We start from the raw sequence: 14,939 nt of genomic DNA, 5'->3' as shown, positions 1-14,939 counted from the left end.
GGTGCCATGTCGATGACCCTTCCGCCCTCCCCCGCCCCGGCCGCCGCGCCGCGCCGCTGGCGCGATCTGGCGCTGCTGGGGGGGCTCATGGCGCTGGTCGTCGCGGGCCTGATCGGGTTGGCTGCCGCAACGGGTTGGGCGGAAACGCGCGCGCAGTTGCTGCGCCTTGGCCCGGTGCAGGTCGCGGCGCTGTTGGGGTTTTCACTGGTCAACTACCTGATGCGGGGGCTGCGCTGGCACCTGTTCGCCCGCCGCATCGGCCTGCCGCCGGGGCTGGTGCGCGACATGCGGCATTTCCTGGGCGGTTTCCTGATGAGTGCGACACCGGGCCGGGTGGGCGAGTTGGTGCGCATCCGCTGGATCCGGCGGGAAACCGGCGTGCCGCTGGACCGCTCGGCACCGCTGTTCCTGGTGGACCGGGCCGCCGATCTGGTGGCGATGGCGCTGATCCTGGCCGGGGCGCTGGCGCTGTCGGCCAGCGGGATCGCGGGGGCGCTGCCGCTGGCGGGGCTGGCGTTGGGCACGGCGGTGGTCGCCACCCGTCCGCGGCTGCTGGCAGGGCTGGTAACGCTGGCCTATCGGGCGCTGGGCTGCTGCCCGCGCCTGTTCGTGCGGGCCCGCGGCATGGCGCGCGCCTTGCGCCATTTCTCTCATTCGGGCACGCTTGCCGCAGCGGTCGGGCTGGGCGTGGTCGGCTGGATGGCCGAGGGCGTGGCCTTTTACATGCTGCTGATCTGGCTGGGGGCGGATATAGCCCTGTCCACGGCAACGGCGATCTTCGTTTTCGCAACGCTGGCGGGCGGGCTGACCGGGGCGCCCGGCGGGCTGGGCGGGGCCGAGGCTGCGATGATCGCGCTCTTGACGCTGGAGGGGTTACCACCCGAAACATCCATAGCGGCCACCGCTGTGATCCGGGTCACCACGCTGTGGTTCGCGATCGGTTTGGGCGCGATGGTCTTTCCCATCGCCGAACGGATGTCGAAAAGGACCAGGCATGCAATGGAAAATCGCTGAATATGCCGGCTGGGGCCGGGTCGTCAGGGCCCGTGGCACGCTGGCCCGCCCCGAGAATCTGCCCGCGCTCGCAACGGCGCTGGCAGGGCGCGGCCCGGCTATCGGCAACCGCCGTTCCTACGGCGACGGGCCGCTCAACGATGGCGGCGCGGCAATAGAAATGACGCGGATGGACCGGCTATTGGCCTTCGACCCCGAAACCGGCGTCCTGGAGGTCGAGGCAGGCGCAACCATTGCCGAGCTGCTGCGCGTCTTTGCCCCGCGCGGCTGGATGCCCGCGGTCATGCCGGGCACCGGATTTGCCACGGTGGGGGGCTGCATCGCCAATGACGTGCATGGCAAGAATCATCATAACGCGGGCAGCTTTGGTCAGCATGTGCTGGGCCTCAGGCTGATGACCGACCAAGGCCCGCGAGAGGTGCGCCCCGAAGCCGAGCCCGCGTTGTTCCGCGCCACCATGGGAGGCCAGGGTCAAACCGGCGCGATCCTGTCGGCAAAACTGCAACTTCAGCCCGTCCCGGGCCAGCGGATGCGGGTAAAGGAAACCCGTATCCGCGACTTCGACAGTTTTCTTGCCGCTTTCGACAGTTCACAGGCCGAATATACCGTGGGCTGGATCGACGCGACCAAGCGCGGCAAACGGCTGGGCCGCGGCATCCTGGAAGAGGGTACACTGGCCGAGGGCGGCCGCCCCGGTCCGCGGCGCCGCGCGATCACTGTGCCGCTGGACGCGCCGCGGCTGGCCCTGTCCTGGCCCGTGGTCAAGCTGTTCAACGCTTTCTATATCTCGCGCATTCCCGACACCTCCCGCAAACGCACTCGCCCGCTGGAAGAGTTCTTTTTCCCTCTCGACCGCATCTACGACTGGAACCGCCTTTACGGCAAACGCGGCTTTCACCAGTTCCAGTGCGTGGTGCCGCTGGACAAGGGGCCCGAATTGAAGGCGATCCTGGAGACCATCGCCAAGGCCGGCATCGCCTCGCCGTTGGCTGTACTGAAAAAGATGGGTCCGGGGCGGGCCGGCCACCTGTCTTTCCCGATGGCGGGCTACACGCTTGCCGTCGATTTTCCGGCCCGCAAGAAGGTGCCCGCGATCTTTGCCAAGCTGGAACAGCAGGTGCTGGATGCGGGCGGACGGCTTTACTTTGCCAAGGACGCGCTTGCCCATCCCGACAACATCGCGGCGATGTATCCCGAACTGTCCGCCTGGCGGGCCGAGATCGCCAAGACCGACCCTGACGGCCGTCTTGCGACCGACCTGGTTCGGCGGCTGAACCTGAGGACCGTAGCATGAGTGAAACCTGGATCATCCTCGGCGCGTCCTCATCGATGGCGCGCGCCTTTACCCGCAAATTGGCCGAGCGCGGCGACGGCGTGATCCTTGCCGGACGCAACCCCGCCGAGTTGGAACGTGATGCCGCCGACGCCCGCGTGCGCGGGGCCGCGCTGGCCGAAACTGTCGCCTTCGACGCGCGCGACCCGGCAAGTTTCGACCCCATCCTGGACAGGCTCACCGCGCAGGAGGGTACGTTGTCGGCGGCGGTTTTTGTCGGATCGATGCCGCCGCAAGCCGACATCGACGCCGATCCCTCGCTGATCGCGGGCGTTGCCACGGACAGTTTCACCGGACCGGCGGAATTCCTGCATCGGCTTGCCCCGATGATCGAGGCCCGCGGCGCGGGCACCGTGGTCGGCGTCACCTCGGTCGCGGGCGACCGAGGGCGAATCGGCAATTATGTCTACGGCGCGGCCAAGGCAGGGTTTGCCACCTATCTTTCGGGGCTGCGCAATCGCCTGGCGCGATCGGGCGGGCATGTCGTGACGGTGAAACCCGGCTTTACCGACACCGCCATGACGTGGGGAATGAAGGGAATGTTCCTGGTCGCGGCGCCCGAAAAGGTCGCCAACGACATCCTGAACGCAGTCGATAAAAGGCGAAACGTGATCTATACGCCGCTATTGTGGATGGCGATCATGGCAATTATCCGCGCCATCCCCGAACCGATCTTCAAAAAGCTGTCGATCTGAGCCCTGGCCGGGCTCAGAATCCGACCCAGCGTTGCCACAGACCGGAACTGTACATCATCAGCGAGAGCGTCAAGAAGATCAGCCCAAGCCCGGCCCTGTCACGCAATGCAAAGACGATCGGATCGTAATCCTGCTGTCCGCGATAACCCAGCCGCACCATCCGCATCAGCCATGCTGCAATCGGCAACAGCGCCAGCCACAACATCCAGCGCGCCGGGTAAAGGGCCTCTGCCTGCGAGGTGAAACTGTAGCTGAAAAAGATCACCAGCGCACCCACGGTGCCCAGGCCCGCAACGTTTAGCAGATCGTCGCGATCCGCACGCCCGTACCCACGACCGGGCAGCCGCCCATCGCTTGGGGCCAGCGCCAGTTCCGTCATCCGCTTGACGCAGCCCAGCGTCAGGAAGACCGGAAAGACAAAAACCAGCATCAGGAACGACGCCTCGCCACCGCTAGCCGCCGCCCCGGCCACAACGCGCAGGGTGTAAAGCGAGGCAAGCGTCGCGACATCCACCCAACGCATCCGCTTGAGCCTGAGCGAATAGGCCAGCGACAGGGCCATATAGACCGCGATCACGGCCACGAAGGGCGGCCCCAGCGCCCCGCCGATCCCCAGCGCGACCAAAGCCAGGGCAACAGTTGCCACCATGCCGATCCGGATCGGCACCGCACCGGACGCGAACGGGCGATTACATTTCGTCGGATGCAGGCGGTCGGCCTCGAGATCAAGCAGGTCGTTGACGATATAGATGCTGGACGCCGCCGCCGAAAAAGCCGCGATCCCGGCCAGCACCAGCGCCAGAGTACCCAGCCTGAAATCATGTGCGGCCAGCATCGGCAGGAACAACAGCCCGTTCTTGACCCATTGATGCGGCCGCAACGCCCGTAACAGGTCACGCAGATGCCATCGGCCGTCGACCTCGCGCACCTCGTGACCGGCGGCACGCAGGGCCGTGGCCGCACCCCGGACCGGCCCAACAACCAGCGCCTGATCGGCGACCGCCCAGACCGCGCGATCGGCAGCACTGTCGCCGGCATAATCGAAGCCGCGCTCACCATAGGCCCGAACCAGGGCCTGCGCCTTGGTCTCTGCCTTGAGGTTGGTCCGCCCGTCCGATCCAAAGCCGTGCGGGCCAAAGCCGTAATGCGCGGTCAGTTGTCCGACCAAGGCGGCATCCGACGCCGAGGCCAGGACCACCTCGCGCCCATCCTCGCGCGCGGCCAGCGCCTCGGCCGCGATCTCATTGCGCAGCGGAAGCAGATCGACCCGCGGAGGCGCAATCTCCGCCAGCGCACGCTTGAGCGCCGCACGGTCCTTGAGGTTGCGAAAGGTCGCCGCCAGAGTAGCCAGCGGCGCGCGGTGCAACCCGCCCCAAAAGCACTCAAGCAAAAGATCGGTGCGCAGAAACGTGCCGTCCACATCCAGCACCAGCGGCCTGTTCCCGGTCATCTATCCTTTCTCCATCCGCTGGAAGATGCAGCCATCGCTGATCAGGACGGGCGGGACCTGGCACAGGTTGCGCGCCACCGTCCAGGCGGCCAGGACGCGCGGTACATAGCTACGCGTTTCTGCAAAGGGCGGCACGCCCGCATGGTCGCGCACGGCGCCCTCACCGGCATTATAGGCCGCCAGCACAAGGATGGGATCGCCCGCGTAACGCGCGATCAGGTGATCCAGGAACGCCACCCCGCCGCGGATGTTCGCTCCGGCCTCCAGTGCCTGATCGACCCCGAAGCGGTCGGCGGTGGCGGGCATGAGTTGCATCAACCCCTGTGCGCCCGCGTTGCTTACGGCATCGGCGCGGCCCGCACTTTCGACCCCGATGACCGCCAGTGCCAGCGCGGGCGATACCCGAGTACCCGCCGTGGCCATGAGTATATCGACGCCATGGGTCTGCGCGATGCGCTCCAGCAGGTGCAGGCGCGGCGCGCTGACCGCCTCGTTGACGGGTGCTGTCGCCAAGGCGGCGACAGCCTGCGACAGCCGGCCCGGGCCGCTATCGGCAAGCGCTGGCGAAACCGCCCCCCAGAACCAGGCGGCGGATTCGTCCGGCTGGACAGGCCGTGTCCCCGGTTCGTCGGCGGCAGGGGGCAGTTGCGGCGCGGCCGGGGCGATCTGAACCGTGATCAGGCGGCCCGCGCCGGGTGCGGGCGGCTTGACCCGCCGAAAGGTGAAATCCGATGTCGCTGACGGCTCGGCCCCGGCGCAGGGCGTCAGCGCGAGGGCCGCCCCGAAACCTATCGCCGCCGCCAAGCGTCGCATCATTGCCTTCCTGCCTCTGCGCCCGTTTTCGCGTTGGCGTCAGTCTCGCAAGAATCCCGCTTGATGGCTACTCTCAAGGGGGGCGAACGCGGCCTGGCGCATCGGCCCGCACGCGGCCCATGCGTGATCGAGAGCCCGAAGTGTAAAATTTTTACAATTATTTTCATTGGCTTGACCCAAAAGTATTATCTTTTTTAACCCCTTCGAAAAATGCCTAGCCTCAGTCAAACTCTCGCCCCATTCCGCTGGCCATATACACCCATGCCAAGGCGGTGATCGGGCCAAGACAGAGGCCGGCCCAAGACGGTCCCGACAAGGCAAACCGAAACAGAGCGAGCATCCTACTGGAGGGACGAACAATGAAACTTTTCAACCTGATCAAAAACTTCCGCGACGACGAATCCGGCGCCGTGACCGTGGACTGGGTCGTGCTGACCGCCGCTATCGTCGGCCTTGGCCTGGCCGTGCTGACCACCGTGGGTGGTGGCGTGGAAACCCTGGCCGGCAAGATCCAAACCAACCTCAACACTGCCACCGTCACGGATTGGACGGCGAACTAACCTCGCCCTCACCGATGATATTTGGCCGCGTCCTTCCAGGGCGCGGCCTTTTCCGTTCTCGGCGCATCCAGCCGGCCCGGCCCGCAACCGATCCCGAAAACACCCGGTTGGGGGCACATCGGCACCCCGCGCGCGCCGCAATTGCCCACCATCCTGTGAAAATGGCCACCTGCGCATCACTGCCGCGCCATGAACAGACGTAACGAGTGCTCGTGCTTTGGAGAAAGACATGAAAACAGATCGCATCGCGACCTTCATCCGCCAGGAAGATGGCAATACCTCGCTGGACTGGGTGGTTTTGAGCGCAGGGGTCATCGGGCTGGGTGTGCTGGTGATGTCGACCTTCGGCACCTCGACCGACGGGTTGGGCGATGACATTTCATCAAAGATGGCCGGGATCGGGGCCGGCACGAACTAGTCTGCGCGACTGGCGGTTGTTCCGGCGATTTGTTCCCGGATCGGAAAAAATCCCGACAGGCGCCGTGGTGTTACCACGCAATTGCCGTAATCGACGGGCATCCTCGATCCGAAGGTAAGTACATGCGGCGCCGCCCCTAAATCTGGCGGGCGGCCTGAGAGGAAAGGATCGGGCCATGCGGATGATCTTTGGGCTTGTATTGGTGGCCGGGCTGGGGCTGGCGGGGTTCGCGGTTTACATGGCGCAGGGCTATATCCAGCAATATGAACAGGCGCTGGCACAGGAACGCGCAAATACCGCGCCCCAGATCGAGCTGGTCCCGGTTCTGGTGGCCAAGACCCCCCTGCGCTATGGTGAACAACTGACCGCCGACAAGATGGCGCTTGCGCCCTGGCCCAAGAAATGGCTGCCCGAGGGCACCTTCCAGGACGAAAAGACAATGTTCCCAGAGGGCGCCCCCGCCTATCGCAGCGTGCTGCGCGCGGTCGAGGCGGGCGAGCCGCTGCTTGCCGTGAAACTGACAGAGCCGGGTGCAGATGCGGGACTGACCGCGCGGCTGGGCAAGGGCATGCGCGCCTTTGCGATCCGGGTCGACGTGGCCTCGGGCGTTTCGGGATTCCTGAGGCCGGGCGACACGGTCGATGTCTACTGGACCGGCGATGTCGATCGCAAACAGGTCACCCGCCTGATCCAAAGCGGTGTGGCACTGATCGCCGTGGACCAGATCGCCGACAACGATACCACCCGGCCCCTGATCGCGCGCACCGTCACGGTCGAGGCCACGCCGCAGCAGGTCGCTGCCCTCGCGCAGGCACAATCCACCGGGCGCTTGTCGCTGTCGCTGGTCGCCTCGGACGAAGAAGCAATTTCCGAAGTGGTGGAAATCGACCAGAAACGACTTTTGGGGATCGTCGATGACGAGGTGCCCGAACTGGTCGAAACACAAAAGGAAGTCTGCACCATCCGCACCCGCCGGGGCGCCGAGGTGGTGGAAATCCCGATCCCCTGCACGAATTGACGCGCGCCCACTTCCGCGACAGGGCGGCCGGCCCGGCAGTGACCTGTTGCGGTTTTTCTACATAAACGCCCCGCGCCAATGCATTGATTCTTGAAAAATTTCCGGTTTTCGAACATGGTCTTGAAAATTGGGCGCGAAAGACCCTGCATCGAGGCGTGATCGGAAAGGCAGGATCACATGAAAATCAAAGGGCTAGTTACAGCCGTGCTGATCGGGGCCGCCGCGGTCGCAGGGATCGCGGGCATGGCCCAATCGCAGACCTTGCGCGCGCTGGGCGGGGGCACGTCGGGAAAGCTGACCGTTCCGATGAACCGTGCCGTCGTGGTGGAAAGCGATGAGGTTTTCGCCGAATTGTCGATTTCAAACCCGCAGATCGCGGATATCTCGACGCTGTCTGATCGCACGATCTATGTGCTGGGCAAGTCGCCGGGCCGCACGACGCTGACACTGTTGGCGCCCGATGGCCGATTGCTGACCAATGTCGAGGTGCGGGTAACGCCCGATCTGAGCGAACTCAAGGAACGCCTTGGCGAGGTTCTGCCAGGCGAGCCGATCGAGGTGCGCTCTGCCAATGACGGTCTGGTGCTGTCAGGCACCGTCACCTCGTCCCATGTCGTGGACCGCGCCATCGACCTTGCGTCGCGCTATGCGCCGGGCAAGGTATCCAACCTGTTATCTGTGGGTGGCAGCGAACAGGTGATGCTGAAGGTCCGCTTTGCCGAAATGAACCGCTCGGTTTCAAAGAGCCTCGGCACCAATTTCCGCGCCGGAGCGACAATCGACGGCGGCGACACAACGGTGATCGCGGATTCCATGACGACCTCCGGCACCGGCACGGGGCTTTTGTCGATCAATGGCGGCCTCGGCGCGATGCAGTTCGACGTTCTGCTAGAAGCATTGGAAACCAAGGGATTCGTGCGCACGCTGGCTGAACCCAACCTGACTGCATTGTCGGGCCAGGAGGCGAAATTCCTGGCGGGGGGCGAGTATCCGGTGCCGATCGCCAACGACGAGGGCAATATTACCGTCGAGTTCAAACCGTTCGGGATCTCGCTGAACTTCACCCCGCGGGTGATCGGCAAGACCATCAACCTCAAGATGGGCGCCGAGGTCAGCGGCATCGATCCGACCGTTTCCTATACCAATGGCGGGTTCTCGATCAGCGGGTTCTCGACCCGGTCCACTTCGACCACGGTAGAGTTGCGCGACGGGGAAAGTTTCGCGGTGGCGGGCCTGCTCAAGGATGATTTTACCAGTCTCAACGGCCAGGTGCCGTGGCTGGGCGACATCCCGATCCTGGGCGCCCTGTTTCGCAGTGCCGAATATCAGCGCGAACAAAGCGAACTGGTAATCATCGTGACCGCCCATCTCGTCAGCCCCACGCGGGGCGAGGCGCTGGCACTTCCGACCGACCGGATTCGGCCGCCCAGCGAACGAGAGTTGTTCCTGTTCGGCAAGGTCGACGGCAAATCCCTGCCGCAAAATGGTGCCGCCGGCGAGGTTGCGCGCCAGGATTTCACCGGCTCTTACGGCTATGTGATGGAGTAAACGATGCGCGCGCCTGTCCTCGTGATGTCTCTCGGCGCGATTACCGCGCTGTCGGCCTGTTCGCCCGGCGCGATGGTCGACTTCAACCGGCCAGCCGGCGAATTTCTCGGTCAGGGCGATTTCGGCAATGCCACGATGAACAACACCCAGGTGATGAATGGCGACCGCAGCGCGGTCCTCAACCTGTCGCGCCGCTTTGCCGCCGAAGTGCCCAGCACGATCAACTTTGCCTTCGACAGCGCCGTTCTGGACGGCCAGGCCCGCGCCGTTCTGAGCCGCCAGGCGGAATGGATCCGTGCCTACCCGCTGGTCAAGTTCCGCGTCTACGGCCATACGGACATGGTGGGCAGTACCGCCTATAACCGCGCACTGGGCATGCGCCGTGCGCGGGCGGCGGTCGATTTCATGGTTTCGCAGGGGATTTCGCGCAACCGGCTTGAGGCCATGGTTTCCTTTGGCGAAACCCAGCCTCTGATTGTCACCGAGGGGCGCGAACGGCGTAACCGGCGCACCGTGACCGAGGTATCGGGGTTCCTCAGGCCCGTGCCCCTGGTCCATGATGGCAAATATGCGCAGCGCGTTTACGAGGAATTCCTGCAAAGCGCGACCGAACCCGGCATCCACGCCGACGCTGCGCAAACCAGCGACTGACCGCGATCGCCCACGTCCGGGCGCCCGCGATAATCCAACAATTACGGTTTTTGAGCCGTAATGTTGCCCAGTTTGAACTCCAGTCTGTTTCCCAAGGAATAAATCGCGCGCCCACGAGTCGCGTGAGGGTCCGTCGGGCAGGCATCGCCCATTCCCCGGCCGACCCAACAATTGGGGAAGAGAGAGCGATGACGAGTATGGCCGCGTTGGAATCAGAGCCCGCCCAGATCACCGCATGCACTGTGTCGCGGGACATCCAGAATTTCGACCTTCTGATCGAGGATATGGAATCCGAGCTCGGTGAGGGCTGGGGCGATCTCGCGTTCGAGGATGCCACGACCTATTTCGGCCAGCCCGACGGTTCCTTGCTGAATTTCGTGGCAGTCGCGGTCGATCAAGAGGATGAGGACAATATCGCCTTTATCGGCCAGGTCATACGGAGTGCCAAGAGCCACGGTATCAAGGTCGTCGTCATCGCTGAAGAACTGAGCCCGATCGCGCTGCACCAGCTCATGCGGCACGGGGCCGACGATTTCGTTCCCTACCCGCTGCCCGATGGGGCGTTGCACGAGGCCATCGCCAGGCTTGGCACCCCTGCTCCCGAACCCGTATCCGCGCGCGCCCCGGCCGCCCCCAAGGTGACATCGAACCATCGCGATGGGGTGGTTTTACCGGTGCATGGTCTTGCTGGCGGCGTCGGGGCCTCGAATTTTGCGGTGAACATGGCCTGGGAACTGACCAGGCTGGCCGCAAAGACGGACAAGCGGATCTGCCTGCTGGATCTCGATCTGCAATTCGGCTCGGTCTCGACCTTCCTGGACCTGCCGCGCAAGGAGGCGGTTGTCGAGCTTCTGACCGACATAGCCGCGATGGATTGCGAGAGCTTCATGCAGGCATTGCAGGCCTATAACAAGGACTTGCACGTCCTGACCGCGCCGTCCGACATCCTGCCGCTGGATATCGTCACCTCCGAAGATGTGGAGGCGCTGGTGGAAATGGCTCGGTCCCAGTTCGATTTCGTGGTCATCGACATGCCCACGACCCTGGTGCAATGGACCGAAACGGTCCTGAACAAGGCGCATGTCTATTTCGCATTGCTCGAACTCGACATGCGCTCGGCGCAAAACACGCTGCGGCTGTTACGTGCGCTGAAATCCGAAGACCTGCCCCATCAAAAGTTACGCTTCATCCTGAACCGCGCGCCCAAGTTCACCGACCTTGCGGGCAAGAGCCGCGTCAAGCGGCTGGCCGAAAGCCTGGATATAGACCTGGACATGCTGTTGCCCGATGGCGGCAAGGTTATCGCCCAGGCCGGCGACCACGGGCTGCCGCTGGCCGAAACCGCGGCCAAGACACCGCTGCGCAAGGAAATCCAGAAGCTTGCCAAATCGCTTTACGATCTGAACGAGGCAGCCGAAGCCTCTGGCACCGCCTGATCAGGACCGGGGAGAAACACCGATGTTCTCGCGCTACAAGAAGGCCGACCATTCCGCCGCCCGTCTCGCGCATGTCGCCACGCCGCCCCAACAGGTCCGCCCCGCGACAACCAACAGCGCCCCGGCCAAGCCACGCACCGCCCCGGCCCGCGCGATGCCCGAGGACAAGGAACGCAAGAGACGCGAAAAGCTGGGCGAGCTCAAGGTCGAATTGCACAAGCGCCTGTTGGAAAACCTCAACCTCGCCGCATTGGAACACGCCGCCGAGGCCGATCTGCGCGCCGAGATCCAGGACATCGCCGCCGAGGCACTAGAGGAAATGAGCGTGGTCCTCAACAAGGAGGACCGTCGACAACTGCACCAGGAACTCTATGACGAGGTCAAGGGGCTCGGCCCGCTAGAGCCGCTCTTGCAGGACGAAACCATCAACGACATCCTGGTCAATGGGCCCAAGCAGATCTTCGTCGAACGCGCGGGCAAGCTGACACTGACCGACATCACCTTCAAGGACGAACGCCACCTTTTGCGGATCATCGACAAGATCGTTTCCGCCGTGGGCCGGCGCGTCGATGAATCGAACCCCTATGTCGACGCGCGCCTGGCTGACGGGTCGCGATTCAACGCGATGGTGCCGCCGATCGCGGTGGATGGCAGCCTGGTTTCGATCCGGAAATTCAAGAAGGACAAGCTGGGCGTTGACGATCTTGTCCGCTTCGGCGCCTTCACCGAGGAAATGGCAGCCTATCTACAGGCCGCCGTGGCCTGCCGCCTCAACGTGATCGTGTCGGGCGGGACGGGGTCGGGCAAGACGACCACATTGAACGCGCTGTCCAGCTTCATCGACAATTCCGAACGCATCCTGACGATCGAAGATACTGCCGAACTGCAGCTGCAGCAGACCCATGTGGGCCGGATGGAAAGCCGCCCCGCCAATGTCGAGGGCCGCGGCGCGGTGACCCAGCGCGACTGTCTGAGGAACGCCCTGCGGATGCGCCCCGACCGCATCATCGTCGGCGAAACCCGCGGCGAAGAGGTCATCGACATGTTGCAGGCGATGAACACCGGCCATGACGGCTCGATGACCACGATCCACGCCAACAACGCCCGTGACGCCGTTTCGCGCCTTGAGAACATGATCGCGATGGCAGGGATCGAGATGCCACTCAAAGCGGTTCGCAGCCAGATCGCAAGCGCTGTGAACCTGATCGTGCAGGCCAGCCGCCTGCAGGACGGGTCGCGCCGGATGGTCTCGATCACCGAACTGACCGGCATGGAGGGCGACGTGATCTCGATGCAGGAGGTGTTCCGCTACGAACGCCTCGGGCTGCAACCCGACGGCAAGATCATCGGCCGATTCACCGCCACCGGCGTGCGCAGCCACTATTCGGAACGCTTCCGCCAGTGGGGCTATGATCTGCCAGCCAGCCTTTTTGAACCGAATATGGGGGCATAAGCCATGCAAATCAGTGCCGAACCCCTTATCTACGGGCTGATTTTCGTTTCTGTCCTTGTTCTGGTCGAGGGTCTGTACCTGACCGTCTTTGGCAGATCGATCAGCCTTAACAGCAAGCTCAACCGCCGGCTGGAAATGCTGGAAAAAGGCGGCAATCGCGAAGAGGTTCTGGAACAGCTCCGCAAGGAGATGAGCCAGCACGTGAACGCGCGCGGCATCCCGCTTTACTCGATGCTGTCGGACAAGGCGCAAAAAGCCAATATCGCCTTTTCGCCGAAACAACTGATCATGATCATGGTGCTGCTGTCGGGGGTGGCTTTCATGGGGCTTACCATGGGCACCGAGGCGGCCCTGCCCGTGCGTGCGCTGGTGGCGGTGGTGATGGGGGTTGGCGGGGTCTATGTGTGGATCAACAACAAGGCCAAGAAACGCCTCGCCCTGATCGAGGAACAGCTTCCCGACGCGGTAGAACTCATGGTCCGATCGCTCAAGGTGGGGCATCCTTTCATCTCGGCGATCAACATCGTGGCGCGCGAGGTAGCCGATCCGCTTGGCTCGGAGTTCGGCATCATCGCGGACGAGGCCGCCTACGGGCGCGATGTGTCAGAGGCGCTGAAAGATCTTGCCGAACGCATGGACATGCAGGATCTACGCTTTCTCGCCGTGGCAGTGACGATCCAGCAGCAATCCGGCGGGAACCTTGCCGAAATCCTCGCGGGGCTCGCCGCTGTCATCCGCGCGCGGTTCAAACTGTTCCGCCGGGTCAAGGCGATCACCGCAGAGGCGAAATGGTCGGGGATGTTCCTGTCGGGCTTCCCGATCGCGGCAATCCTGATGATTTCGGTTCTCAAGCCCGACTATTACGACAGCGTCAAGCAAACCGCCTTTTTCATCCCGGCCGCCCTCGCCGTCGGCGTGTTCCTCGTCACCAACGTGATTTTCATGCGCATGATGGTCAACATCAAGGTCTAGGGAGGCCACTATGGCAATGCTCGATACGATCCAGGCAATTCTGGTCGAAAGGCTCGGCCCGCTCGGCCCGATCTATGCGGTGGGATTTCTCGCGGTGACATTGCTGGCGCTGGCGCTGCCCTCGCTTTTGAAAAAACGCGCCGATCCGCTGGACCGGCTGCGCGAAGAAAACCTCGCACGCCAGCGCGCCAGCGCCGAGACAGGCCTGCCCCGGCTGCGCTACAACTCGCGGGCCGACAAGCTGGACAAGTATTCCACATTCCTCGAACCCCAGAACGAAGAGGAATTCAGTGCCATTCGGCTCAAGCTGATGCGCGCCGGCTACCGCTCGCGATCATCGGTGCGCATGTATCATTTCGCGCAGTTCGCGTTGGGGATCGCGCTTTTGGTGGCGGGGGTGCTCTATGCCATCGTCGGCAACTCCACCGGCGGGATGTCCTCCACGCAGATGATCCTGTCGATCATCGTTCCCGGGGCGATTGGCTATTACCTGCCGAAATACTGGGTACAGCGCCGATTGCAAACCCGGCAAGGAGAAATCACCAACGGCTTTCCCGATAGCCTGGACATGATGCTGGTCTGCGTCGAGGCGGGCCAGTCGCTGGACCAGGCCATCATCCGCGTCGCCGCCGAGATCCGTGCGGGCTTTCCCGACCTGGCTGACGAGTACGAAATGGTCGCCCACGAGTTGAAGGCAGGCAAGGACAAGATCCAGGTTCTCAAGGATATGGGCGAACGCTGCGGCGTGCCCGATGTCGCCTCTTTCGTGACCGTGCTGATCCAGTCGGCCAGCTTTGGCACCTCCATCTCGGAGGCACTACGCGTTTATGCGGGCGAAATGCGCGACAAACGCGTGATGCGGGCCGAAGAAAAGGCGAATGTCTTGCCTACCAAGCTGACACTGGGCACGATGATGTTCACGGTTCCGCCGCTGATGATCATCCTGATTGGCCCCTCGGTGTATGGCATTTACGAAACTCTCCAAAAGGGGGCGTTCTAGCCTCTCAATGGCACTGTTAGCGGCTGCGCTGTCTTTTCTGGCGGCCTGCCAGAACGGCCTGGGTGGGCCGGGAAACGGCCGCCACGGTCCCCCGCCTCCGCCCGGCACGCCCGAGGTGACCGAGGCCGTGGATGGCTTGATCGTCGGTCATCGTTTGATGGCGGCGGGAGAATTCGAACTGGCGCTCAAGGCCTATTATCGCGCGGCGGCCGAACAAGGGCTGACGGCCGATGTCCTGTCCGCCATCGGATCGGCAAACCTGCATCTGGGACGGCTGGGACAGGCCGAGGCACAGTTGCGCCGGGCGATCGACGTCGACGAGACATTCGTGCCCGCCTGGAACAATCTCGGCGTGGTCCTGATGGAGAGCGGACAAACCGGAGAGGCACGCCGGGTATTCCGCACCGCCTATGCGCTGGACAGTGGCGAATCGGACGAAATCCGCGAAAATCTGCGCCGCGCTATCGCAAAAACCGAGAATTCGGCCTATGATCCGCCGCAAAACAACGATTTTGTGTTGGTGAGGCGGGGCAGTGGAAAATACCTGCTGCTGTCCACCCCCTGAGGCAGAGCAGCAG

The 14,939-nt window shown here is 63.6% G+C and carries 15 protein-coding genes; 13 read left to right on the top strand and 2 right to left on the bottom strand.

Annotated features, from left to right (window positions below; translation table 11 throughout):
• Positions 1-12: 12 nt before the first annotated feature.
• From EV663_RS04220 to EV663_RS04210, 3 genes are read left to right on the top strand one after another with little or no spacing between them, the layout of a single operon-like run.
• A complete protein-coding gene (locus tag EV663_RS04220) occupies positions 13-1,014 on the top strand; it encodes a lysylphosphatidylglycerol synthase transmembrane domain-containing protein (protein WP_341799029.1) in 1,002 nt (333 codons plus the stop codon).
• Positions 995-2,308, top strand: a complete 1,314-nt coding sequence (locus EV663_RS04215) for an FAD-binding oxidoreductase (protein ID WP_132950541.1) — start codon at positions 995-997, stop codon at positions 2,306-2,308. Before EV663_RS04220 ends, EV663_RS04215 begins: the two co-directional genes overlap by 20 nt.
• Positions 2,305-3,042, top strand: coding sequence for an SDR family NAD(P)-dependent oxidoreductase (locus EV663_RS04210; protein ID WP_132950540.1), 738 nt, complete (start codon positions 2,305-2,307; stop codon positions 3,040-3,042). The genes EV663_RS04215 and EV663_RS04210 overlap by 4 nt, the downstream gene beginning before the upstream one ends.
• Before the next feature lie 13 nt (positions 3,043-3,055).
• Here EV663_RS04210 and EV663_RS04205 read toward each other — a convergent pair whose 3' ends face one another.
• Positions 3,056-4,492: a UbiA family prenyltransferase gene (locus EV663_RS04205; protein ID WP_132950539.1), complete on the bottom strand. Its 1,437-nt coding sequence runs from the start codon at positions 4,490-4,492 to the stop codon at positions 3,056-3,058.
• Positions 4,493-5,305, bottom strand: a complete 813-nt coding sequence (locus EV663_RS04200) for a lytic transglycosylase domain-containing protein (protein ID WP_132950538.1) — start codon at positions 5,303-5,305, stop codon at positions 4,493-4,495.
• A gap of 359 nt (positions 5,306-5,664) precedes the next feature.
• Here EV663_RS04200 and EV663_RS04195 point away from each other — a divergent pair, with 359 nt between their 5' ends.
• The 10 genes from EV663_RS04195 to EV663_RS04150 all read left to right on the top strand — a co-directional run bounded on the left by EV663_RS04195 (position 5,665) and on the right by EV663_RS04150 (position 14,926).
• Positions 5,665-5,865 (top strand): pilus assembly protein, encoded by a 201-nt coding sequence (locus EV663_RS04195; RefSeq protein ID WP_132950537.1) that lies wholly within the window; start codon positions 5,665-5,667, stop codon positions 5,863-5,865.
• A 229-nt stretch (positions 5,866-6,094) separates the two neighbouring features.
• A complete protein-coding gene (locus EV663_RS04190) occupies positions 6,095-6,283 on the top strand; it encodes a Flp family type IVb pilin (protein ID WP_132950536.1) in 189 nt (62 codons plus the stop codon).
• Positions 6,284-6,458: 175 nt separating this feature from the next.
• Positions 6,459-7,301 (top strand): Flp pilus assembly protein CpaB, encoded by an 843-nt coding sequence (gene cpaB, locus EV663_RS04185; protein ID WP_132950535.1) that lies wholly within the window; start codon positions 6,459-6,461, stop codon positions 7,299-7,301.
• Between the two features lie 177 nt (positions 7,302-7,478).
• On the top strand, positions 7,479-8,849 hold the full coding sequence (locus EV663_RS04180) for a type II and III secretion system protein family protein (protein WP_132950534.1): 1,371 nt from the start codon (positions 7,479-7,481) through the stop codon (positions 8,847-8,849).
• A gap of 3 nt (positions 8,850-8,852) precedes the next feature.
• A complete protein-coding gene (locus EV663_RS04175; RefSeq protein ID WP_132950533.1) occupies positions 8,853-9,500 on the top strand; it encodes an OmpA family protein in 648 nt (215 codons plus the stop codon).
• 188 nt (positions 9,501-9,688) lie between these two features.
• Entirely contained in the window at positions 9,689-10,936 is a 1,248-nt protein-coding gene (locus EV663_RS04170; RefSeq protein ID WP_132950532.1) for a CpaE/TadZ family protein, read from the top strand.
• A gap of 22 nt (positions 10,937-10,958) precedes the next feature.
• Positions 10,959-12,389: a TadA family conjugal transfer-associated ATPase gene (locus EV663_RS04165; protein ID WP_132950531.1), complete on the top strand. Its 1,431-nt coding sequence runs from the start codon at positions 10,959-10,961 to the stop codon at positions 12,387-12,389.
• Positions 12,390-12,392: 3 nt separating this feature from the next.
• Positions 12,393-13,361 (top strand): type II secretion system F family protein, encoded by a 969-nt coding sequence (locus EV663_RS04160; RefSeq protein WP_132950530.1) that lies wholly within the window; start codon positions 12,393-12,395, stop codon positions 13,359-13,361.
• Between the two features lie 10 nt (positions 13,362-13,371).
• On the top strand, positions 13,372-14,361 hold the full coding sequence (locus EV663_RS04155; RefSeq protein ID WP_132950529.1) for a type II secretion system F family protein: 990 nt from the start codon (positions 13,372-13,374) through the stop codon (positions 14,359-14,361).
• A gap of 7 nt (positions 14,362-14,368) precedes the next feature.
• Positions 14,369-14,926, top strand: a complete 558-nt coding sequence (locus tag EV663_RS04150; RefSeq protein ID WP_132950528.1) for a tetratricopeptide repeat protein — start codon at positions 14,369-14,371, stop codon at positions 14,924-14,926.
• The last annotated feature ends 13 nt before the right edge of the window (positions 14,927-14,939 follow it).

The organism is Rhodovulum bhavnagarense, from assembly GCF_004343505.1.
GTDB lineage: Bacteria > Pseudomonadota > Alphaproteobacteria > Rhodobacterales > Rhodobacteraceae > Rhodovulum > Rhodovulum bhavnagarense.
The sequence above is the reverse complement of the archived record's forward strand: the minus strand, read 5'-3'. Positions and strand labels throughout refer to the sequence as shown.

Coding starts and splice junctions, on each gene's coding strand:
- EV663_RS04220 (WP_341799029.1), top strand. CDS start 13: ATGACCCTTCCGCCCTCCCCCGCCCCGGCCGCCGCGCCGCGCCGCTGG.
- EV663_RS04215 (WP_132950541.1), top strand. CDS start 995: ATGCAATGGAAAATCGCTGAATATGCCGGCTGGGGCCGGGTCGTCAGG.
- EV663_RS04210 (WP_132950540.1), top strand. CDS start 2,305: ATGAGTGAAACCTGGATCATCCTCGGCGCGTCCTCATCGATGGCGCGC.
- EV663_RS04205 (WP_132950539.1), bottom strand. CDS start 4,492: ATGACCGGGAACAGGCCGCTGGTGCTGGATGTGGACGGCACGTTTCTG.
- EV663_RS04200 (WP_132950538.1), bottom strand. CDS start 5,305: ATGCGACGCTTGGCGGCGGCGATAGGTTTCGGGGCGGCCCTCGCGCTG.
- EV663_RS04195 (WP_132950537.1), top strand. CDS start 5,665: ATGAAACTTTTCAACCTGATCAAAAACTTCCGCGACGACGAATCCGGC.
- EV663_RS04190 (WP_132950536.1), top strand. CDS start 6,095: ATGAAAACAGATCGCATCGCGACCTTCATCCGCCAGGAAGATGGCAAT.
- cpaB (WP_132950535.1), top strand. CDS start 6,459: ATGCGGATGATCTTTGGGCTTGTATTGGTGGCCGGGCTGGGGCTGGCG.
- EV663_RS04180 (WP_132950534.1), top strand. CDS start 7,479: ATGAAAATCAAAGGGCTAGTTACAGCCGTGCTGATCGGGGCCGCCGCG.
- EV663_RS04175 (WP_132950533.1), top strand. CDS start 8,853: ATGCGCGCGCCTGTCCTCGTGATGTCTCTCGGCGCGATTACCGCGCTG.
- EV663_RS04170 (WP_132950532.1), top strand. CDS start 9,689: ATGACGAGTATGGCCGCGTTGGAATCAGAGCCCGCCCAGATCACCGCA.
- EV663_RS04165 (WP_132950531.1), top strand. CDS start 10,959: ATGTTCTCGCGCTACAAGAAGGCCGACCATTCCGCCGCCCGTCTCGCG.
- EV663_RS04160 (WP_132950530.1), top strand. CDS start 12,393: ATGCAAATCAGTGCCGAACCCCTTATCTACGGGCTGATTTTCGTTTCT.
- EV663_RS04155 (WP_132950529.1), top strand. CDS start 13,372: ATGGCAATGCTCGATACGATCCAGGCAATTCTGGTCGAAAGGCTCGGC.
- EV663_RS04150 (WP_132950528.1), top strand. CDS start 14,369: ATGGCACTGTTAGCGGCTGCGCTGTCTTTTCTGGCGGCCTGCCAGAAC.